Source organism: Dyella choica (assembly GCF_003977665.1).
In the GTDB taxonomy this organism is placed as follows: Bacteria; Pseudomonadota; Gammaproteobacteria; order Xanthomonadales; family Rhodanobacteraceae; genus Dyella_B; species Dyella_B choica.
Genome location: NZ_RYYV01000001.1, coordinates 164212 through 183456, shown reverse-complemented (window position 1 = coordinate 183456; position 19245 = coordinate 164212). Strand labels below are relative to the sequence as shown.

Here is a 19245-nt window from a genome sequence, read left to right as displayed (position 1 = left end):
ATGCGTATCGGTAACGACCGCCGCAGCGACGATTTCGAGATCAACGTGGTTTCGTTGATCGACGTGCTGCTGACCCTGCTGATGTTCTTTGTGCTCACTACCACCTTCGTGCAGCATTCGCGCATGAAGGTGAACCTGCCGCAAGCCAGCGCGGAAGACCGCGACATGCAGCCGCCCGCGATCACGGTCATGGTGGATCGTGACGGCCACTTTTACGTGGGCAGCGACGAAGTGCAGGGCACGAGCGTGGACGCGCTGAAGCAGGCCATTGCGCGCGTTGCCAGCGATGACCGCAATCAGACCGTGACCATTCGCGCCGATGCCATGACTGCGCACCAGAACGTGGTCACGGCGATGGATGCGCTGGGCCAGCTCGGTTTTGCCCATCTTTCCATCGCCACGACGCCCGCGCAGGCGGAAACGGGCAAATGAGCAGCGGTAAAATTTCGCTGTGGGGTGCGGAAAGCCGGCGCACCTACCGGCGCCTGCTCGGCTACTCCGGGCGCTACTGGCCGGTGATCCTGGTCACGATTGTCGGTTTTGCCGTAGATGGCGGCTGTCTTGCGTTTTTCACCAATGAGCTGCAGCCGATCATCGACAAGCTGTTCGTGAAGAAGGATCCCTATCTCATCTTCTGGATGCCGATCTGGATCATCGCCATCTTCCTGGTGCGCGGCGTCGCCACCTTCATCAGCAACTATGGTATCGGCTACATCGGTCGCAACGTGGTGCAGTCCATGCAGCGCGATGTGTTTGCGGCTTATTTGCGCCTGCCGGCCACTTTCTTCGGCAACGAACATTCGGGCCACCAGATCTCTCGCGTCACCTATACGAGCGAACAGGTGGCGGGTGCTTCCACGGACGCCTTGAAGGTGGTGGTGACCGAAAGCGTGACCGCGATCAGCATGTTCTACGTGATGCTGAGCAAGAGCTCCTATCTCACGATGGTGCTGTTCTTGCTGATTCCACCGATCATGCTGATCGCCACGCTCGTGAGCCGCCGCTATCGCCTGATCAGCCGGCGCATCCAGAACATGATGGGTTCGGTGACCGGCACAGTGGAAGAAGCCATCGACGGGCACCGTGAATTGCGCATATACGGTGGCCAGCAGCAGTCCTCGGAGCGCTTCAAGGATGTCTCCAGCCGCGCGCGCTATCTGAACCTCAAGATCGTCGCGACCTCCGCTACCTCCAGCGCCTCCGTTCAGACCGTGGCATCGTTCGGCCTGGCCGCCCTGATCTTCCTGGCCTCGCGCCCCGCGGTGATCGATAGCATTTCGGCCGGCATGTTCGTGGCTGTGCTTACCGCCATGGGCGGCATGCTGCCGTCGCTGAAGCGACTGGCCAACGTGCAATCCACTATTCAGACGGGCGTGTCCGCCGCTGAAAACCTGTTTGCGGTGATGGACCTGCCGCCGGAAGTCGATCACGGCAGCAAGGCCTTGGAACGCACCAAGGGCGATTTGCGTTACGAGGATGTGCGCCTGATTTATCCGCGCGGCGACTTCGAAGCATTGGCCGGTGTCAGCCTGCATTGCCCGCCGGGTTCGGTGACCGCGCTGGTCGGTCGCTCCGGCAGCGGCAAAAGCAGCCTGGTCAGCCTGTTGCCGCGGTTCAATGCGCCAACCGGCGGGGTCATCCTGCTCGACGGTGAGAATTACGAGGACTACACCTTGCCCTCGCTGCGAAAGCAGATTGCCTGGGTGGGGCAAAGCGTGGTGCTGTTCGATGGCAGCGTAGCGGAGAATATTGCTTACGGCGAGTTGGCTGGTGCGTCCGAGCAGGAAATCGTGGCGGCCGCCGAAGCCGCGAATGCGATGGAATTCATCGAGCGGATGCCGAAGGGCATCCACAGTCCGATCGGCGAGGGTGGCAACATGCTATCCGGCGGCCAGCGCCAGCGCATCGCGATCGCGCGCGCGATCCTCAAGAACGCGCCGATCCTCGTGCTGGACGAAGCCACCAGCGCCCTGGACACCGAATCCGAACGCCTGATCCAGCAAGCGCTGCAGCGCCTGATGCGCGACCGCACCACGCTGGTGATCGCGCATCGCCTGTCGACCATTGAGCATGCCGACCAGATCGCGGTGATGGAGCAGGGCCGGATCATCGAGCGTGGCACGCATGCCGAGCTGATGGGCCTGGGCGGCCACTACGCTGCGTTGCACCGCATGCAATTCAACGAACGCCCCGCAGTCGTTGCCGCCGACTGACGCAATGAGCCTGGCCGAGACGCTCCAGGCGGGCTGGTACGGCGAAGGACGATTGCCGTGGTGGTGCTATCCGCTCGCGGTACTTTATGGGTCCGTAGTGGCTCTTCGGCGCGCGCTTTATCGCTATGGCGTGCTGCGTGCCGTGCGCCTGCCTAGTCCGGTCATCGTTGTCGGCAATGTCACCGCGGGGGGCACGGGAAAGACACCGCTTACGCTGGCGCTGATTGATGCGTTGCGCGAGCGGGGCTACCGACCGGGCGTGGTGAGTCGCGGCTATGGCGGCAGCCAGCATGGGTCAAGCTTGCTCGACGAGTCACCCGATCCAGGCGAAGTCGGCGATGAGCCTTGCTTGATACGCACAAGCGGCGCGCCGGTTGCGATTGGGCGTGATCGCCCCGCCGCCGCACAGTTGCTGCTCAACGGGGGATGCAACGTCATCATCGCGGATGATGGCTTGCAGCATTACCGCCTCGCCCGCGATTTGGAAATCTGCGTAATCGACGGCGAGCGTCGCTTCGGCAATGCCCGCTTGCTTCCGGCGGGCCCTTTGCGTGAGTCACTGCGGCGTCTTCAGCAGGTGGATTTTCGCGTTTGCAACGGTGGCAAACCCCAAGCGGGCGAAGTGCCTATGCGCCTGAGTGGCGGCATCGCGCGGACATTGTGCGATGGACGTGAGCAGGCTCTTGCCAGCTTTGCCGGCATGCGTGTCCATGCGGTGGCCGCCATCGGCCATCCGCAGCGTTTCTTTGCGAGTCTCGCTGTGCAAGGGCTCGATGTGATCGCGCACCCTTTTCCCGATCATCACGCCTTCACGCCGGAGGATCTCGCCTTTGGCGATGATCTCCCGGTGCTGATGACGGAAAAGGACGCGGTGAAATGCCGTTTGTTTGCCCTGCCGAATTGGTGGAGCGCGCCGGTAAAGGCTGATTTGCCGGCGAGTTTTTATGCGGATTTATGCGCGAAACTCGCAGCCAGGGTGCAAGCGCAGGCGATAGCGTTATCATAGGCGCCGTTTTCCGGCGGCAAGCCGGCCTTTTTTCCGTGCGAGGTCCTTCATGAGCCTGATTCAGGTACCGGTATCCTTCGGCGAGCTGATCGACAAGATCACCATCCTCGAGATCAAGGCTCGACAGATTGCCGATCCGGCCAAGCTTGCCAATGTGCATAACGAGCTGAACCTGCTCAATGCCACCTGGGCCAATCACCACGCGTCGCAGACCGATATCGGCAAGGAGCGTGCACGCCTGCTGGCAGTTAACGAAGCGCTGTGGGACATCGAAGACCGCATTCGCCTGAAGGAAAAAGCGCAGGCCTTCGATGCCGAGTTCGTCGAACTGGCGCGTGCGGTCTATTTTAAAAACGACGAGCGCGCCTTAGTGAAACGCGAGATCAACTTGAAACTCGGCTCGCAGCTGGTGGAAGAGAAGTCTTACGAAAATTACCGCGCGGGAGCATGACTCAAGCGGGCGGTGTCCAGATGGCGAGCACGGCCTGCATAAAGGATGGCGCGAGGACGCGGTTGCCGTAACCGCTAAGATGATTGTCGTCCAGGTAGAGCGGTTTGCCGTGATCGAAGGCCGAGCAGATCGTGCCGGGGCAAAGCAGCGGCAACGGGTCCCACACATGGAGATCAGGGTGCTGGTGCTCCAGCGTCTTGAGGAGCGCCATTTGCGGGGCGCGCAACTGTTCCAGACGATAGCGTTCCACCATCAGGCCGGGCTTGCAGATCGGGTTCATCCGGTTGAACCAGTCAGAGCAGCGGTAGGGCGGGGCTTTTAAAACAGGCTTGGGCGCATCGATCAGGATATGCACTTGTGCAGCTTCCAGCCGCGTCAGCACTGCCTCTGCAGAGGCACGCGCGTCCTCGATCTGCACGGGGGTTAGCTCGGACCGGGCTTCCTCGAACATGGTGTCCTCGTCCAAACTCCCGTCGCGCCCGGCCAGTTCCGGCATCCGCAAGGAGGCAAGGAAGACGATGTCACCGGGTTTCGCCCGAGCTTCGACCTCCCGCAACGCGGCGTCCTGGTCTTCGGCGCAATCGGCCGGATCAGGCCCGATGAGGGTAACCACGCCGCAGCCGCCATGTTCGTGCTCCACGACTTCGACGCCCAGCCGCTGCGAGGCGATGCTCAACATCGCACGGTAGGCGGCGGTATGCGAGTCACCGATGACAAACAGGCGGCGATCGTGCAGCCGCGCGTCCTTGATCGTTTCGGCAGGTTTCCGCACGGCGTATTTCCGCGAGTACCAGGTGTACGCATCGCGTGTTTGGCTTAGCGACAGGGATTCGGAGTTGGCCGAGATCCAGCGCGCTGATAACCAGAACAGGCAGATCACTGCGAGGCCGGGCGCGATGGTGGACCATGCGTGCCGCTGCACAGCGGAACGGCCGTCGCGAATGGGTGTTTCGATCCAGTGATAGGAGGCAGCAGCAAGCGTGAAAACCAGTATCGGATAGACGAGCTGGATCGCCAAATACTCCAACCCCGTGGTCCAGCGCAGAAAAACCGCTACCGGCCAGTGCCAAAGATAGAGTGAATAAGACAATCGGCCGATGTAGGTGGCCGGAGACGACTGCAACATGCGCACCAACAAGGGCGGCGCATCCGTAGTCTGCACTATGGCGGCAATCAACAGCAGGGTGCCTGTCACCGTGCTCAAAGCCCAGGGCATGGGAAACTGCTGGCGGTTTGCGAAAACAAAACCGATGGCCAGCAGTACCAGCCCGAGCGCAAGCATCAAACGCATGCCGATAGCAGAGCGCGGCCAGTGCCGCCCCGTCTGGATCAGCTGGAAGAGCATGGCTCCCACCGCTAATTCCCAAAAACGGCTAGGCAGCAGGTAGAACGCCGACAGCGGTTCGCTGTTCGACTTAAGTACGCTGATTCCCAGTGACGCCAATGCCAGGACAGGTAGCACGGCCCAAATCAGCGGCGCCCGCTCCTTGTAGCGCAGCCATAGAAAATAGAGGGCCGGAAAAACAAGATAAAACTGTTCTTCTACGGCAAGCGACCAGGTGTGCAGATAGGGGTTGAGCCCCGCTGCCGGCGAGAAATACGTGTCCGTATTCCAGGCCAGGGTAAAGTTGCTCAGGCCGAAAAAGGCGGAAAGCCCGGTGCGGGCATTCAACTCGCTGCGCCAGACTTGCGGCACGAACATTGCCGAAAGCAGAAAGCTGGCCAATAGAACGATCAGCAACGCAGGCAGGATGCGTAGGAAACGCCTGCGATAGAAATCGGCCAGATAGGCCGGGAAGGTCAGGCTGCCACGACCCGAGAGGGACTGGCTGATCACATAGCCTGAGATGACGAAAAACATGTCCACGCCGGTGAAGCCGCCCGGCAGGATATGCCAGGCATCGACGTGAAAGACGATTACGGCGAGAACGGCGAGCGCGCGTAAGCCGTCAATGGCGGGGACATAGGCAAATGAGCCTTGACGCATGGATCTGACCTTCTTTGTGTCGCTAGCTGCGTCAGGTCCTGGAGGAATTTCCTGAGCAAGGCGCTAAAGTCCACATTGGGCCAGTTCGGGCTTGGAAAATAAGTCGTCCTTCTGGGCTCTATCCTGTAAGGGTTTTCCTAGCATCCGCCATCGAAGGCGAGTTCAGCTTGACACGAGATAGGGGCTTTGGTGGCAGGCGCAGCATTTTTCGCCAGCACTATTGCGAACTGTCTGTACGGCAGACAGCTTCAAAGCGCTCGATCACATCATCGACCTCGATCAAGTCCATCACACCCGGCTTCTCGATCTTGCTTCCCCAGGGGATCTCACTGGCCGGCTTGCCTAGATATTTGCGTGTGGCCGCATCGTATTTGTCGACGCACCAGCGGCGGTCGGAGTAGGGGCCGGAACGGGCGGGGTTGCTGGCGGCATGCAAGCCGAGCACTTTCAGTCCCACCGTGTTGGCCATGTGCATGGGGCCAGAGTCGGGCGTCAGCAGCAGCTGCGCCCGGCAGAACATGGCCATCAGTTTCTTGAGCGTGTCCTTGCCGGTGAGGTCGAGCGGGGGGTGTTTGCACCGAGCGAGGATGGCGTCGGCCATGCCGCGTTCCGCCGGGGAAGGGCCGCCGATCAGCACGCTGAGCCAGCCTTCAGCATCGGCATGATCCATGACCGTGGCGTAACGCTCGGGGCGCCAGTTGCGCAGTGCATGGCTGGAGGTGGGGCTGACCAGCAGCACCGGCTTGTCATTGGGCCATTGCTGCGCGGCCCACGCATGGGCTTCTTCGGGGATCGGAATATCCCAGCGTACCTCGGCCTGTTTCAGGCCCAGCGGTTCACAAAAACTGCCAATGGCCTGTAGCACGTGTTCGCCGCTGCGTGCCGGGATGCGTTCGTTGATCACCAGGCTGTGCAGGTCCTTGGCGCGGGCATGGTCGTAGCCGATGCGGCGTTCGGCCTTGATCCCCAGGCTCAGCAGGTTGGAGCGCAAGGCAACTTGCATTTGCAGCAGCGCATCGAAGCGCCGTCCTTTCAGAGCGGCATGTACCTCGCGCATGCCGGCCCAGCCGGCGCCTTTGTTGAAGGTAACGAAGTCCACGCCGGGCAGGTCGCCGACCAGCTTGCGTTCCAGCTTGCCGATGATCCAGGTCAGCTCGGCCTGCGGCCAGGCACGCCGCAGCGTATGGACCAGGGGGACCACATGGGTGACGTCGCCGATGGCTGACGTGCGCAGCAGGCAGATGGAAGCAGGAGCGGACATGTAGAATCGCTTAGGATTGACTTAATACAGGGCTGCCGTAGCACCGATGCACGAGCAACTGCGCCAAGACGCCGAAGATGCGATTCTGTTCGACGCCACTGTGTCGCCACAAGTCGACAGCTCATGGTTCGATGCCGGGCATTGGCATCGACAGGGAGCGCTCAGCACACAATCCGGTGGCCGCGGTGGCGTCGCCGTCATCCATACGCCGGCCGGTGAATGCGTCCTGCGCCATTACCGCCGCGGCGGCATGGTGGCGAGATGGATGGGGGATCGTTACCTGTGGATCGGCGTGGACCGCACGCGCAGCTTCCGGGAATTTCGTTTGCTGCAGGCAATGACCCAACTGCAATTGCCGGTTCCGCAGGTGGTGGCAGCGCGCTATCGGCGTGTCGGGCTTTATTACCGGGCCGACCTGATCACACGGCGTCTTGCCAATACGCACACGCTGGCCCAAAGCCTGGCCCAAGGCCGTCTGGATGCCGAGCTTGCGCAAGCCGTGGGCACGCTGGTGGCGCGTTTTCATCGCGCGGGCGTGTGGCATGCCGATCTCAATGCGCACAATGTGCTGATCTCCCCCGCAGGGCTTTATCTGGTGGATTTCGATCGCGGCTGCATACGTGTACCGGAACAAGGCTGGCGTATGGCGAATCTGCAGCGCCTGCGCCGGTCGTTGTTCAAGCTGGGGGCGGCGGAAGGGGGCGAGGCGGTGTTTGATCAGGCAACCTGGACTCCCCTCATGGATGGCTACGAGCGGATACTGAGCGCATGAGTTGGCATCTGCATTTTCTCGGCACCGGCGCCGCGCATGCGGTGGAGTTGGGTTCCTCGTCGGTGGTGCTGGAGCGGGATGGCAAGCCACTGCTGCTGATCGACTGTGGCCCTGATACGCTGGACCGCTATTTCGCCGCCTATGGCGAACCACCTCGCAATCTCTACATTACGCATACGCACATGGATCACGTAGGGGGGCTGGAGCGCCTTTTCACCCGAGTGTGGTTTGATGACGCACGGCGCGGAAATTCGCGCGTATTCGCGCACGCTGCGCTGGTGCCATGGCTGCAGACGCGGGTGGGCGACTATCCCGGCGTGCTGGCCGAGGGCGGCGTGAATTATTGGGAGGCGTTCCGGCTGGTGCCGTGCTCGCGGGGATTTTGGCTGGAGGGTTGCTGGTTCGACGTATTTGCCACGCGGCATCATCGTCCGGGCACTTCGTTCGGCTTGGGCCTCAAGGGCAGCTTCGCGTTCACCGGCGATACCCGTCCCATCCCCGAGGTGCTGATGCACTACGCGGGCGGGCAGGAGCTGATCGCGCACGATTGCGGTCTGGTGGGGAATCCTTCGCACACGGGCATCGACGATATCGAGCGCGAATATGACGAGGGGCTGCGAGAGCGGTTGGTGCTGTACCACTACGGTAGCAAGGCGGACGGGGATGCTTTGGCGGCGCGTGGTTATCGCGTTGCGCGGGCCGGGGCGCGGCTGGATTTGACCGCGCCCTGCCTGCCGAAAGCCGATGCCGGCTGAAACACTCTCTTGTCTGAGTCCAGGCTAGCCGGTATGCTTCCGCTTCTTTGCCGGTCTTGTAGCGGCAAAGCGGTTTTACCGCGTGCGGAGAGGTGTCCGAGTGGTTGAAGGAGCACGCCTGGAAAGTGTGTATACGGCTTATCCCCGTATCGCGGGTTCGAATCCCGCCCTCTCCGCCAGTTCATTCATTGAAGCTGGCTGCAACTTGTAAATAAGCAGGTCAAGCACCAGTTTCAGGGCTTCGATGCCCACCCTATGGTGGCCCCGTCGGTCCCCCCGCGACGATAGTTCGCAAACCCCGCCAGGTCCGGAAGGAAGCAACGGTAGCGAATGATTCGGGTGCCGGGGTGTGGCTGGCGGGGCCGCCGCCTTTAAGGGGGAGCTATCCTCGATCCTTATGGCCCGGTCTGCCCGCCTCGCATGACTTGCTGGCCCGGACTTGGCACAATCGGTGTTTAGGCCCAAACAGCGTTAAGGCATGTCCTATCAGGTACTCGCGCGCAAGTGGCGCCCCCGCAAGTTCGCCGAACTAGTCGGTCAGGAGCATGTCGTACGCGCACTCACCAATGCCCTGGACAGCGGGCGTATGCATCACGCCTATCTGTTCACGGGCACGCGTGGCGTCGGCAAGACCACCATCGCACGCATCTTCGCCAAGTCGCTGAACTGCGAGCGCGGCGAATCGGCCGATCCTTGCGGTGAATGCGCCGTATGCACAGCGGTCGACGCAGGCCGCTTCGTCGACTTGCTGGAAATCGACGCCGCCAGCAATACCGGCGTGGACGACGTGCGCGAGGTGATCGAGAACGCCCAGTACGCGCCCGCGCGCGGGCGTTTCAAGGTCTACCTGGTGGACGAGGTGCACATGCTCTCCAAGCCTGCCTTCAACGCTTTGTTGAAGACGCTGGAAGAGCCGCCTCCGCACGTGAAGTTCTTGCTGGCAACCACCGATCCACAGAAGCTGCCGGTGACCGTGTTGTCGCGCTGCCTGCGCTTCAACCTCAAGCGCTTGTTGCCGAATCAGATTGCCGGGCAGATGCGCCACATCCTGGGCGCCGAGCACATTGACTTCGACGACCAGGCGATCGCGGAACTGTCGCGGGCGGCGGATGGTTCGTTGCGTGACGGCTTGTCGCTGCTGGACCAGGCGATCGCCTACGGCGGTGGGGTACTGAAGGCCGATGATGTGCGAGCGATGCTCGGCAGCGTCGAAAAGGGCCAGGTGCTTGGCTTGCTCGGCGCGCTGGCGACAGGTGACGGACAAGCGCTGATGAATGAATGCGCACGCATCGCTTCGTTCTCGCCGGATTTCGGCAGTGTGCTGGACGACCTCGCCGCGGCCCTGCATCGCATTCAGCTGCTGCAGCTCGTGCCTGGCTACCGGCTCGATCAGAACGACGGCGACGACCCGGCATTGACGGACCTGGCCGAGCGCATGACGCCTGAGGACGTGCAGCTGTATTACCAGATCGCCACCTCCGGACGCCGCGATCTGGCGCTTGCGCCGGATACGCGCACCGGTTTTGAGATGGCTTTGCTGCGCATGCTGGCATTTCGCCCGGGCGACGACGCTACGTCCGTGCCAAGCTCCGGCGGGCAGCGACCCGCTACGCCGCCCCGCCCCCCTGTCGTACCACCATCCGCGCCTGCTGCAGCGCCTGCGCAAAACGCGCGACCCGCAACGCCTCCTCATTCGGCGCCACCTGCATCAATGCGCGAAAATATCGCTGCAGTGGCGCCTCTGGCGGCACCGCAGCAGCGTATTGCCAGTCCTGGCGGCCTGCCCGATTGGGAGTCACTGATCCACCGCGCCGAGCTGCGCGGCCCGCTCGGCCAGCTCGCGCAGAACTCGGCGCTGCGCGGGAGGGAAGGGCAGACCCTGGTGCTTGCGCTGCAGCCTACGCATATGCATCTGGCGGTGGAGCCGATCGTTAGCCAGATCGCCGATCGGCTGAGCGAGGCGATGGGTGAGCCGATCCGCTTGCGCTTCGTCGAGGACAGCCAAGGCGCGGTGCATACGCCCGCTGCACGTGCCGCGGAAGCGCGCGGTGCGGCGCAATCGGCCGCCGAGGCATCGATCGAAGGCGATCCGCTGGTGCAGGCGCTGAAGCGTGAGTTCGGCGCGCGCGTACTGCCGCAATCCATCAAACCCATTGAATCCTAGAGCTTTGGAGTACACGTCATGAGAGGACAACTTGGCCAGCTGATGCAGCAGGCGCAGCGCATGCAGGAAGACATGAAGCGCGCGCAGGAAGAAATCGCCAAGCTTGAAGTCACCGGCACTTCCGGTGGCGGCCTGGTTAGCGTTGTGATGACCGGCGCGCACGAAGTACGCCGCGTGCAGATCGATCGAAAGCTGTTCGGCGACGATCCGGAAATGGCTGAAGACCTGGTGGCTGCCGCGATCAACGATGCGGTGAACAAAGTGGCCGAGGCCAGCAAGAACAAACTCGGCGGCATTACGGCCGGCATGAATCTGCCGGCCGGGTTCAAGATGCCGTTCTAACGACGCGATCCCTCTCCTTAAGGATGGGAGGGGGAGTAAAAACTCATGAGTTCATCTCCCCTCCTCAACGAACTTATCGAAGCCCTGCGTTGCCTTCCCGGTGTCGGCGGCAAGAGCGCGCAGCGCATGGCGTTCCATCTGCTGGAGCGCGAACGCGAGCGCGGGCTGAAGCTCGCCGATGTGCTGCAGCAGGCGATGCAGAAAATCGGGCATTGCACGCGCTGCCGCAATTTCAGCGAAACGCCGGTGTGCGCCCTTTGCGCGAGCAGCAGCCGCGACCGGCAGGTGCTGTGCGTGGTGGAGTCGCCGACCGATCTTGCAGCGATCGAGCAGGCCACCGGCTTCCGCGGCCAGTACTTCGTGCTGATGGGGCGCCTGTCGCCGCTGGATGGCTTGGGGCCGGAGGAACTGGGCCTGGGATTGCTGAGCGAGCGCCTCGCCGAAGGCGAAGTGGAAGAACTGATTCTGGCCACCAATCCAACGGTGGAGGGCGAAGCCACTGCCCATTATCTGGCGCAGCTCGCACGCGCTGCCGGCATCCGCCCGACGCGCCTCGCGCACGGGGTGCCGCTGGGTGGTGAACTGGAATACGTGGATCGCGGCACGCTGGCGCATGCGTTCGGCAGCCGGCAATCCGTGGAATAGATCAGAGGGTCCTTCAGCTCATTAGGGAGAAACGCACATGGGTGACACCATTTTCGGCAAGATCGTCCGGCGCGAGATTCCGGCCGAAATCGTCTACGAAAACGATGACGTGATGGCGTTCAACGATCTCAACCCGCAAGCGCCGGTGCACGTGCTGTTCGTGCCCAAGCGCGCGCTGGCCACGTTGAACGAAGCAACGCCGGCCGATGCGGAGCTGCTTGGCAAGCTGATGCTTGCCGCCGCCGAATACGCCAAAGCCCAAGGTTTCGGCAAGGATGGTTACCGCGTGGTGGTCAACTGCAATGAGCATGGCGGGCAGACGGTATTCCATCTGCATTTGCATCTGCTGGCCGGCCGTCGCATGCATTGGCCGCCGGGCTGATTCGTAACGATCATCGACATAAAAAAGCCGGCGTGGGCCGGCTTTTTTTGTGAGGCTGCAAGGCTATCAGCGGTGGCGAACCACGATCACCGGCGGCGGCGCGTACCAACCGCCCCAGCCACCCCAGTAAGGTCCCCAATACGGACCCGGACCCCAGTAGGGCCCCCAGAACGGGTCGTACCAGCCCGGGCCGTACGGATAGCCCACCACTACCGGGCGCTTCGGCCACAGGTAGACCACATTGGCTTCGACGCGCGGATAAGCGTAGTCGTAATCGCCGACCTTGCGGCTGACCGTGCCCTGGACGGCACCGGTCACGGTGATTTCCCGGCCCGGCTTGAAGACTTCCGGATCGTAGAAGCCGGGACGGCAAGCGACGAAGCGGCCCTGGTTGTTGCTGTTGTTATTGTCGGTGACCGGGCGCGCTTCATCGTCGAGCGGGCGGCTCAATACATAGAAGCAGGTGGCATTCTGGCCGGGTTCGGTGCTGATGATGTCGCCGCCCCAGCGAACCTGCGTGCCATTGGCGGTGCTGCCTTGCTGGACGCTTGCCGTGGTGATGGGAGCGAAGTTGCCCTGCAGCGGCTGCGGCACCGTGGCGCACGCGGCCAACGCGGCGGAAAGCGCTGCGAGGCTGAGAATTCGGTACAGGGGAGACATGGTGTGTTTCTCCATCTTGGGCGGATGCATGCTACATCGAAAGCGCCACGCTTAGACCACGCGACGCGGGTGGAAATTCCGTATGGCTAATCGGAAAGAGCGCAAAGATTCAGTGGACGGTTCGGCAGTGGCGTAGCGCAGCTCGATATAGCACCTCATCAAAGACTCCAGTTCCGCACGTTGGCCGGGCAATGATCTGGCTGCGCGGCGAAGGTAGTGCTGTGGCCCTTCGCTGCGCCGGCGAGCGACCCCGGCGTGCGCCAGCTTGCGTTCCAATGAGCGCAGTGCCGCGAGGGCGGGGTCACCTTCCGGCCGACGCCATAACGCCCACGCCAAGCCGGCTGCTCCGAACACCGTCATGGCGATCACCAGCAGCTTGGTCAGCAGGCTGACGTCCGCCTCACGAATGCCAAACGGTGTCAGCAGTCCGCGTTGGCGTAGAGCGTCAAAACCGATAACGCTTTGGTTCCACCATCGGTTGACGATGTCCCAATGGTTGCGCATCGATTCCAGCAGGCCTGACTGGTACCAGGGGAGCTGGTTGCCGGCGGCACCGGCCGCGCCCTGCGTAATGCGCTGCGGGCGTATCGCCGCGGTGGGGTCCACGCGCACCCAGCCGCGCCCCTCCAGCCACACTTCGCTCCAGGCATGTGCATCTGCGTTGCGCACCAGCAGGTACTGGCCCATCTGGTTCCAGAAGCCGCCCTGGAAGCCGGTGACCACGCGCGTGGGAATGCCTGCGGCGCGCATCAACACGGTAAAACCGGACGCGTAGTGCTCGCAGAAGCCTTCGCGCGTGTTGAACAGGAAATCATCCACCGCATTGCGTCCCAGCGGGGCCGGCAACAAGGTATAGCTGAAGCCGCCGTCATGGAACATGGCCAAGGCGGCCTGGATGATCGCGACGTTGTCATGGCCGTAGCGTTGGCGCCATTGCCCGGCGAGTGCGCGCGTGCGCGGATCGAAGCCATCAGGCAGTTGCAAGGCACGCAAGCGTGTGACGGGATCCAGGCTTGGCTCGAAGCGGTAGTTCAACGCCGAGCGAAGCTCGTACTCCCGTACCTCGTCGACGGGCTTGTCGGCAAAGATTTCGCCGTCCGTACGCGCCTGTGACTGCGGGGGGGCGTCGAGCGGCACGTCTAGTACAGGGAGCACGCGTTGGTGAGTGGGTTCCAGGCTGATGCGATAGCGGATCGTGCGGGTTGCCTCGACCGGTATCTGCGTGCCCTCCAATTGCTCGGACCGGTTCCAATCCCGGCCGTCGTAATCCCACATCACGAAGGCGCGGAAATAGCGCTGCCCTTGCGGCGGCGGCGTACCGTCGAAGCTCACGCGCATCGCAGCGGTGTCGTCGACGAGCAGTTCGTTGAAGTCGCTGGGCGACATGTGATCGCTGAGCCCGGTTTTTGCGGAGGACGGGCCGTTGGTGCCCCAAAGAGGCGAGCTCAATCGCGGCACCAGCACGAAAGCAGTCAGCGCCAAAGGCAGCGATGCAGCCAGCAAACCGAGGGCTGGTGCGAGCTGGCGCGGCAAGCTGGGCGAAGCTTGCGTGGGTTCGAGCGAACGCCAGGTGGTCAGTGCGGGCAGCAGCCCCAGTGCGACCACGGAGGTCGCCAGCATGCCTTGACCGAACAGCAGCGCCGCCATCAACAAGAAGCAGGCAAACGCCGCTGCCACCCGTGCGTCGCGGGGAGCTTCGGTTTCGCTGAGTTTCAACACCAGCAGGCCCGCGGCGAGCGCCGAGCCGGGTTCACGCCCGAACAGGTTGCCGTAATCGAGCACGACAGCACCGACCAGCATCGCCAGCATCGGTACCTTCAGCCATCCGGGCACACTGCCCGGACGATATCGGCGCTGCCACCAGCGCAATATCAGCGCCCCGCAAAACACGAGGGTCAGCCAGATCGGCACATGCCCTGCGTGCACGGCCAGCACAAAGGCCGTGGTCAAGCTGAGCAAGTCGAAGCTGCGTTCGGTGATCCGCTCGTGCACGGGATGCTTTGCTTTCCACCAGCCGGTCATGGCAGCAGCGCCAGTGCGCTCATGCAGCGCGTGTAGTGCGACGGTCCGTTACCTATGCCGATCACTTCGTTGGGCAGCCACAGGCTCCATTGCCGTCCTTGCGCCAAGGCTTCGCCCAGCCAGCGGGCGAGGCGTGCGATGCGCGCTTCATGGTCCAGGCCTTGCAGATGACGCCAATCCAGCCGCCATTCCTGTTGGGCCACGGGTTGTTCGTAGTCTTTCACCAGCAGGTTTTCATGCCGCGCGCTGGCCTTCCACGCCACGTGGCGGATGGAGTCGCCATTGCGGTAATCGCGCAGCGAAGCGAGGTCTTCGCCAAAATGCAGGCGCTGCCTGCGGTTGTCTTCGAAAGGCAAGGTCGGACCGGGACCGCTGATTTCCGGTCGCGGCCACACCAGTACCGCGTATTGGGGGTTCACCCAGCTCCAAGCGCGAAACAGCCCCATCGGCCAGGTCGTCCAGATGCGCAGGCGCGGTACCGAGAGCCATCCTCGGTACTCGGTCGGGAGGCTGACGGTGACGTCGGCACGACCCTCCACGTCGAAGGCATGCACGAGCTGGGCGATATCCAGCCGCAGAGCCTGGCGCAAATGTTTGGCTTCGAAATCGAAGGTGACGTCGATGGGCTCCCCCGCCGTGGCGTGACCGCCTCGCACACCGCGAATTCGCAAGCCGTTCAAGCTGCGGAACGCCACCAGCATGCTGATCGATGTGGCCGCACCGAGCAGGCACGTCAGCAACAACGCCGCGTTGTTCGAGTAATTGAGGCTGCCGACCAGCATCACCAGCAGCAACAAGGTGAAGGCCAGGCCAAAACCGGTAGGCATGATATAGATGCGCCGGCGGTGCAGCTCGATCGGCAGGACTTCCCGGCGGCGGTGCTCGGTCAGGGCCGGCAGGCGCCGTTCGGCCCATAGCCGCAGGCGCTCCCATTGCGCTTGCATGGCAGCGACCCTCAGTCGACCGCCACTTCGTTCAACAAGGTGCGCGCCAGAGTCTCGCCACTGGCGCCGCGCGAGGCGACCAGCCGATGCGCGGCAAGCGGAACGAATAGCGCTTGCAGGTCTTCGGGCAGCACGTGGCCGCGATTGCTGAGCATGGCCCATGCACGCGCCGAGGCCAGCAACGAAAGGCCGGCACGTGGCGAGAGCCCGACCCGGATTTCCGGGTGGCGGCGGCTCGCCGCCAACAGGGCTTGAAGATAATCCAGCAGCGCGGGACTGGCGGTAATGGTTTTCGATTGCCGATTCAAGGCAGCAAGACTCGCAGCATCCAGCTGTGGCATGAGCTGAGTGAGCAAGTCGCGCCGATCGCTGCCGGTGAGCAGTTCGCGCTCGGCATTGGCGTCGGGGTAATCGAGCGAGATGCGCAACATGAAACGATCGAGCTGCGAATCGGGCAGCGGGAAGGTGCCGGCGAGATCCAGCGGATTCTGCGTGGCCACCACGAAGAACGGATCGGGCAGGGTATGGGTCTGGCCATCCACGGTCACTTGTCCCTCGGCCATCGCTTCCAGCAAGGCACTTTGGGTTTTCGGCGTAGCGCGATTGATTTCGTCGGCCAGCAGCAGGCCGGCAAAGATCGGTCCCGGATGGAAGCGGAACTGACCCGTCTCGCGCTCGTACATGCTGACCCCGATAATGTCCGAGGGCAGCAGGTCGCTGGTGAACTGAACTCTCTGGAATTCCAGGGCAAAACTGGCCGCCAGCGCATGCGCCAAGGTGGTCTTGCCTACACCGGGTACGTCTTCCAGCAACAGATGGCCGCCTGCGACCAGGCAGGTGAAGGCCAGCTTGACCTGGCGCGCCTTGCCGAGCAGCACTTTATTGACCTGGGCGATAGCGGCGTAGAGGCGCTTTTGCAGGTTTTCATCACGAAGCGGAGTGATGGCGGACATGAGTTTGTGGAAACCGGGGACGGATAAGATGGGCGACGCCAGTGTAGTCGTCGGCGTCGCACGCTGGCGAGCGGCTTTCGTCACAGGGTTCGTTGGCCTGTCCCTGCTGAAGCTGCTGCTCGTCTCGACCCTCCAGCCGTTTGGCGACGAAGCGTTCTACTGGCAGGAAAGCCGTCACCTTGCCTGGGGTTACACCGACCTGCCGCCGCTGACGGCCTGCCTGATACACCTGGGCGAGAGGGTGGCGGGGCATGGCCTGTGGGGCATGCGCTGGCCGTTCCTGCTGCTGGGAAGCGCATTGCCTTGGCTGCTCGTAGGGTTTGCCCGCCGCGCGTTCGATGCACGTACCGGTTGGCAGGCTGGCCTGCTGTGCCTGTGCCTGCCGCTGGCCGGCAGCCTGGGGGTGCTGGCGATGCCGGACGTGCCGCTCACACTGGCAGGCGCATTAGCCATGTTCACGCTGCTGCGTGCAATGGACGAGGATCGCCTGGGTGATTGGCTGCTGCTCGGCGCCGCACTCGCGGTCTGCTGGATGAGTCACTATCGCGCGGCAATGTACGTGCTTGCCGGTTTTCTGCTTTGTGTGTTGACGCCGCGCGGGCGGGTGCAATGGCGACGTCCCGGTTTTTGGCTGGCGATGGCCGTTGCGGCCTCCGGGCTGGTGCCCTTGCTGGTTTCCAACTGGCAGCAGCACGGTGCGGGCATCAGCTTTCAGTTGATCGAACGCAATCCATGGCGCTTTCATGCCGATGCGCTGGTGCAGCCGGTGGAACAGGCTGTGACCTGTACGCCGCTGTTGTATGTGTGCCTGCTGTGGGCTGCCTGGCAAAGTTGGCGTCGACGTGGCTGCGGCGGGCCATGGGATGTCATTGCCCTGTTGTCGCTTACTTTCATCGTGGTCTATTTCGTGGCGGGATTGTTTGCCGACAACGAACGTTTTCGAGTGCATTGGCCATTGCCCGGCTATCTGCCTTTGCTTGCCGCGTTGCCTGCGTTATTGAATGGATCGGCAAGTGTTCGCCGGTGGCGCGTGATGGCGGTTGGCGGCGCGATGCTTGCCTTGCTGATGCAAGCGGCAGGATTGATTTATCTGGCGCTGGCCGTGTATCCGGGTACGGCGCAATCGCTTGGCGCGGCGCGTATCGTGCCGACCGCCTTCGTCGGGTGGCGAGAAAGCGCCGATATAGCAAAAGCGCAGCTCGCCGCACGACCGGCGTTGCTGGTGGCGGACAATTTCATGATGGCGGCGGAACTCGATTTCCAGTTCGACGGCAGGCGCGAGATCTATACGCTCAACAACCCGCTCAACGTGAAATACGGGCGCGCTCCCCAGGTGGCGATTTGGGAAAGGGACGAGACTGCGCTACGCCGCAAGCATCCCGGGGCCTCGATTTTGCTGGTGGTCGACGAATTCGCAGCGCGCGGAAGCGAGCGCGAGGCATGGCTCGGTTCGCTGTGCGCGAGCATTGACAACCTTCAGCCGGTGCAGCGCTTAAGTCGGTTCGAAGGGCGCAAGAGCGTCGCGTTCTATCGCGGGCAGGTTGCGCCTGTGCTACACGAAAGCCATCCGGAGGATTGCATCGCCAGGCGCGGTTACATCCATAGCCTGCGCCTTAGGGCAGATTGAGTCCCGCTTCTCGCAACAATCGCGCCAGCGCAATCAACGGCAAGCCAATCAGCGCGGTGGGGTCACTGTTCTCGATGCGCTCGAACAGACTGATGCCGAGTCCTTCGCACTTGAAACTGCCGGCGCAGTCCAAGGGCTGTTCGTGCGCGATATAACGGCAGATTTCTTCCTGCGTGAGATAACGGAAATGCACACGCGTAAGATCCAGATGCGTACGGTGTTGCCCGCTGGCTGTATCGAACACGCACAATGCCGTGTGAAAGCAGACCGTATGTCCGGAGCAGGCACTCAACTGCTCTTGGGCGCGTGCCTGGGTGCCGGGTTTTTCCAGCAGCAGGCCGTCGAGCTCGGCGACTTGGTCGGAACCGATCACCAGGGTGTTGGTCAGGCCCGTGCCGGCGTCGACAGCCTTGGCCGTGGCTAGCCGCATGGCACGTTCGGCGGGTGCTTCCCCTGCCAGTTCGGCTTCGATGGTGCCGGGCGCTCGTTGCTCGAAATGCAGGCCGAGCCGCCTCAGCAGTTCGGCGCGGTAACGGGAGGTTGAGCCGAGCACCAGCCGGCGTTGGGGCGTCACAAATGGGAATCCTGGCGGATATGCTCGCGCATGGCTGTATCCAGCTCGTCTTGCGCATCCCCCAGAGCCTGCAGCAAGGGACGCAACCGGTCGCGGGTGTTGTCCATGGCGCGGGCGGCGGCGTCCAGCTCGCCCTGGCTAGCGGTGGGGGCGTGGTCGCGGATCCAGATGCGGTGCTGCAGCAGGGCACGTAGGCCGGCATCCACCGCGTGTGCCGCCTCCTGCTCGCTGGCGGCCGGCAGATCCGGATTTACCGACATTACAGCATGGGCCTGCTTGAGCCTTGCCCGGCAGGATTTCAGGTCGGCTTCCACTCGATCGGCCAGTTCCAGCAATCGGCTGAGGCTGGCGTTACGCCGGCTCTGTCGGCGCAGCAGCATGGCCCCTGCAATGGCGATGGCCAGCAGAATCAGCAAGGTAGCCAGGCCGAGCGTGAGGGAAATATCCAAGGAGAGTAGGCTTAAGGCTTAAGATGTACCTCAGTCTG

The 19245-nt window shown here is 62.8% G+C and carries 19 protein-coding genes, 1 tRNA gene and 1 other RNA gene; 13 read left to right on the top strand and 8 right to left on the bottom strand.

Annotated elements, in window-relative coordinates; genetic code table 11:
• The 4 genes from EKH80_RS00915 to EKH80_RS00900 are packed head-to-tail and all read left to right on the top strand — an operon-like array spanning window position 1 to window position 3670.
• Window positions 1-432, top strand: a complete 432-nt coding sequence (locus tag EKH80_RS00915) for an ExbD/TolR family protein (RefSeq protein WP_126682844.1) — start codon at window positions 1-3, stop codon at window positions 430-432.
• Complete coding sequence (gene msbA / locus EKH80_RS00910; protein WP_126682843.1) at window positions 429-2213, top strand: lipid A export permease/ATP-binding protein MsbA; 1785 nt, start codon at window positions 429-431, stop codon at window positions 2211-2213. The genes EKH80_RS00915 and msbA overlap by 4 nt, the downstream gene beginning before the upstream one ends.
• Window positions 2214-2217: 4 nt before the next feature.
• The gene (gene lpxK / locus EKH80_RS00905) at window positions 2218-3219 is read left to right on the top strand and encodes a tetraacyldisaccharide 4'-kinase (protein ID WP_126682842.1); all 1002 of its coding nucleotides are present in this window, start codon (window positions 2218-2220) and stop codon (window positions 3217-3219) included.
• Window positions 3220-3268: 49 nt separating this feature from the next.
• Window positions 3269-3670: a DUF6165 family protein gene (locus EKH80_RS00900; protein ID WP_126682841.1), complete on the top strand. Its 402-nt coding sequence runs from the start codon at window positions 3269-3271 to the stop codon at window positions 3668-3670.
• Window position 3671: 1 nt separating this feature from the next.
• On the opposite strand, the gene EKH80_RS00895 is transcribed toward EKH80_RS00900, so the two are convergent.
• Both EKH80_RS00895 and EKH80_RS00890 read right to left on the bottom strand, forming a co-directional pair.
• A complete protein-coding gene (locus EKH80_RS00895; protein ID WP_126682840.1) occupies window positions 3672-5657 on the bottom strand; it encodes an acyltransferase family protein in 1986 nt (661 codons plus the stop codon).
• A gap of 217 nt (window positions 5658-5874) precedes the next feature.
• Entirely contained in the window at window positions 5875-6918 is a 1044-nt protein-coding gene (locus EKH80_RS00890; RefSeq protein ID WP_126682839.1) for a glycosyltransferase family 9 protein, read from the bottom strand.
• A gap of 46 nt (window positions 6919-6964) precedes the next feature.
• Between EKH80_RS00890 and EKH80_RS00885 the strand changes: the two genes are divergently transcribed.
• From EKH80_RS00885 to EKH80_RS00850, 8 genes are all read left to right on the top strand, one after another.
• Window positions 6965-7690: a 3-deoxy-D-manno-octulosonic acid kinase gene (locus tag EKH80_RS00885; RefSeq protein ID WP_126682838.1), complete on the top strand. Its 726-nt coding sequence runs from the start codon at window positions 6965-6967 to the stop codon at window positions 7688-7690.
• Entirely contained in the window at window positions 7687-8445 is a 759-nt protein-coding gene (locus tag EKH80_RS00880) for an MBL fold metallo-hydrolase (protein WP_126682837.1), read from the top strand. Before EKH80_RS00885 ends, EKH80_RS00880 begins: the two co-directional genes overlap by 4 nt.
• Before the next feature lie 86 nt (window positions 8446-8531).
• Window positions 8532-8624: transfer RNA gene (locus EKH80_RS00875), tRNA-Ser, on the top strand.
• 86 nt (window positions 8625-8710) lie between these two features.
• Window positions 8711-8807: signal recognition particle sRNA small type (ffs, locus tag EKH80_RS00870), an RNA gene on the top strand.
• Between the two features lie 116 nt (window positions 8808-8923).
• On the top strand, window positions 8924-10609 hold the full coding sequence (gene dnaX, locus EKH80_RS00865) for a DNA polymerase III subunit gamma/tau (protein ID WP_126682836.1): 1686 nt from the start codon (window positions 8924-8926) through the stop codon (window positions 10607-10609).
• Window positions 10610-10627: 18 nt separating this feature from the next.
• Window positions 10628-10951, top strand: a complete 324-nt coding sequence (locus tag EKH80_RS00860) for a YbaB/EbfC family nucleoid-associated protein (protein WP_126682835.1) — start codon at window positions 10628-10630, stop codon at window positions 10949-10951.
• A 45-nt stretch (window positions 10952-10996) separates the two neighbouring features.
• Window positions 10997-11596: a recombination mediator RecR gene (gene recR / locus EKH80_RS00855; protein WP_126682834.1), complete on the top strand. Its 600-nt coding sequence runs from the start codon at window positions 10997-10999 to the stop codon at window positions 11594-11596.
• Between the two features lie 37 nt (window positions 11597-11633).
• Window positions 11634-11978, top strand: a complete 345-nt coding sequence (locus tag EKH80_RS00850; protein ID WP_126682833.1) for a histidine triad nucleotide-binding protein — start codon at window positions 11634-11636, stop codon at window positions 11976-11978.
• Between the two features lie 66 nt (window positions 11979-12044).
• Here the strand turns inward: EKH80_RS00850 and EKH80_RS00845 are convergent, their stop codons facing one another.
• From EKH80_RS00845 to EKH80_RS00830, 4 genes are read right to left on the bottom strand one after another with little or no spacing between them, the layout of a single operon-like run.
• Window positions 12045-12638 (bottom strand): Slp family lipoprotein, encoded by a 594-nt coding sequence (locus EKH80_RS00845; RefSeq protein WP_126682832.1) that lies wholly within the window; start codon window positions 12636-12638, stop codon window positions 12045-12047.
• A gap of 51 nt (window positions 12639-12689) precedes the next feature.
• Window positions 12690-14660 carry a transglutaminase TgpA family protein gene (locus EKH80_RS00840; protein WP_126682831.1) on the bottom strand — a complete coding sequence of 657 codons (1971 nt, stop codon included), beginning with the start codon at window positions 14658-14660 and terminating at the stop codon, window positions 12690-12692.
• Complete coding sequence (locus EKH80_RS00835) at window positions 14657-15604, bottom strand: DUF58 domain-containing protein (protein WP_126682830.1); 948 nt, start codon at window positions 15602-15604, stop codon at window positions 14657-14659. Before EKH80_RS00835 ends, EKH80_RS00840 begins: the two co-directional genes overlap by 4 nt.
• 11 nt (window positions 15605-15615) lie before the next feature.
• Window positions 15616-16557 (bottom strand): AAA family ATPase, encoded by a 942-nt coding sequence (locus EKH80_RS00830; RefSeq protein WP_126682829.1) that lies wholly within the window; start codon window positions 16555-16557, stop codon window positions 15616-15618.
• Between EKH80_RS00830 and EKH80_RS00825 the strand changes: the two genes are divergently transcribed.
• Window positions 16556-18184: an ArnT family glycosyltransferase gene (locus tag EKH80_RS00825; RefSeq protein ID WP_230473345.1), complete on the top strand. Its 1629-nt coding sequence runs from the start codon at window positions 16556-16558 to the stop codon at window positions 18182-18184. The two genes, EKH80_RS00830 and EKH80_RS00825, sit on opposite strands and share 2 nt — an antisense overlap.
• On the opposite strand, the gene EKH80_RS00820 is transcribed toward EKH80_RS00825, so the two are convergent.
• Window positions 18171-18758 carry a Maf family protein gene (locus EKH80_RS00820; protein ID WP_126682828.1) on the bottom strand — a complete coding sequence of 196 codons (588 nt, stop codon included), beginning with the start codon at window positions 18756-18758 and terminating at the stop codon, window positions 18171-18173. The two genes, EKH80_RS00825 and EKH80_RS00820, sit on opposite strands and share 14 nt — an antisense overlap.
• Entirely contained in the window at window positions 18755-19207 is a 453-nt protein-coding gene (locus tag EKH80_RS00815) for a Rossmann-fold NAD(P)-binding domain-containing protein (protein WP_126682827.1), read from the bottom strand. Before EKH80_RS00815 ends, EKH80_RS00820 begins: the two co-directional genes overlap by 4 nt.
• Window positions 19208-19245 lie beyond the last annotated feature (38 nt).

What these genes read in the sequence shown, in the direction of transcription:
- EKH80_RS00900 (WP_126682841.1), top strand. Translation starts at nt 3,269, where the DNA reads ATGAGCCTGATTCAGGTACCGGTATCCTTCGGCGAGCTGATCGACAAG.
- EKH80_RS00840 (WP_126682831.1), bottom strand. Translation starts at nt 14,660, where the DNA reads ATGACCGGCTGGTGGAAAGCAAAGCATCCCGTGCACGAGCGGATCACC.
- EKH80_RS00890 (WP_126682839.1), bottom strand. Translation starts at nt 6,918, where the DNA reads ATGTCCGCTCCTGCTTCCATCTGCCTGCTGCGCACGTCAGCCATCGGC.
- dnaX (WP_126682836.1), top strand. Translation starts at nt 8,924, where the DNA reads ATGTCCTATCAGGTACTCGCGCGCAAGTGGCGCCCCCGCAAGTTCGCC.
- EKH80_RS00825 (WP_230473345.1), top strand. Translation starts at nt 16,556, where the DNA reads ATGAGTTTGTGGAAACCGGGGACGGATAAGATGGGCGACGCCAGTGTA.
- EKH80_RS00850 (WP_126682833.1), top strand. Translation starts at nt 11,634, where the DNA reads ATGGGTGACACCATTTTCGGCAAGATCGTCCGGCGCGAGATTCCGGCC.
- EKH80_RS00830 (WP_126682829.1), bottom strand. Translation starts at nt 16,557, where the DNA reads ATGTCCGCCATCACTCCGCTTCGTGATGAAAACCTGCAAAAGCGCCTC.
- EKH80_RS00885 (WP_126682838.1), top strand. Translation starts at nt 6,965, where the DNA reads ATGCACGAGCAACTGCGCCAAGACGCCGAAGATGCGATTCTGTTCGAC.
- EKH80_RS00915 (WP_126682844.1), top strand. Translation starts at nt 1, where the DNA reads ATGCGTATCGGTAACGACCGCCGCAGCGACGATTTCGAGATCAACGTG.
- msbA (WP_126682843.1), top strand. Translation starts at nt 429, where the DNA reads ATGAGCAGCGGTAAAATTTCGCTGTGGGGTGCGGAAAGCCGGCGCACC.
- EKH80_RS00835 (WP_126682830.1), bottom strand. Translation starts at nt 15,604, where the DNA reads ATGCAAGCGCAATGGGAGCGCCTGCGGCTATGGGCCGAACGGCGCCTG.
- EKH80_RS00845 (WP_126682832.1), bottom strand. Translation starts at nt 12,638, where the DNA reads ATGTCTCCCCTGTACCGAATTCTCAGCCTCGCAGCGCTTTCCGCCGCG.
- lpxK (WP_126682842.1), top strand. Translation starts at nt 2,218, where the DNA reads ATGAGCCTGGCCGAGACGCTCCAGGCGGGCTGGTACGGCGAAGGACGA.
- EKH80_RS00880 (WP_126682837.1), top strand. Translation starts at nt 7,687, where the DNA reads ATGAGTTGGCATCTGCATTTTCTCGGCACCGGCGCCGCGCATGCGGTG.
- EKH80_RS00895 (WP_126682840.1), bottom strand. Translation starts at nt 5,657, where the DNA reads ATGCGTCAAGGCTCATTTGCCTATGTCCCCGCCATTGACGGCTTACGC.
- EKH80_RS00860 (WP_126682835.1), top strand. Translation starts at nt 10,628, where the DNA reads ATGAGAGGACAACTTGGCCAGCTGATGCAGCAGGCGCAGCGCATGCAG.
- recR (WP_126682834.1), top strand. Translation starts at nt 10,997, where the DNA reads ATGAGTTCATCTCCCCTCCTCAACGAACTTATCGAAGCCCTGCGTTGC.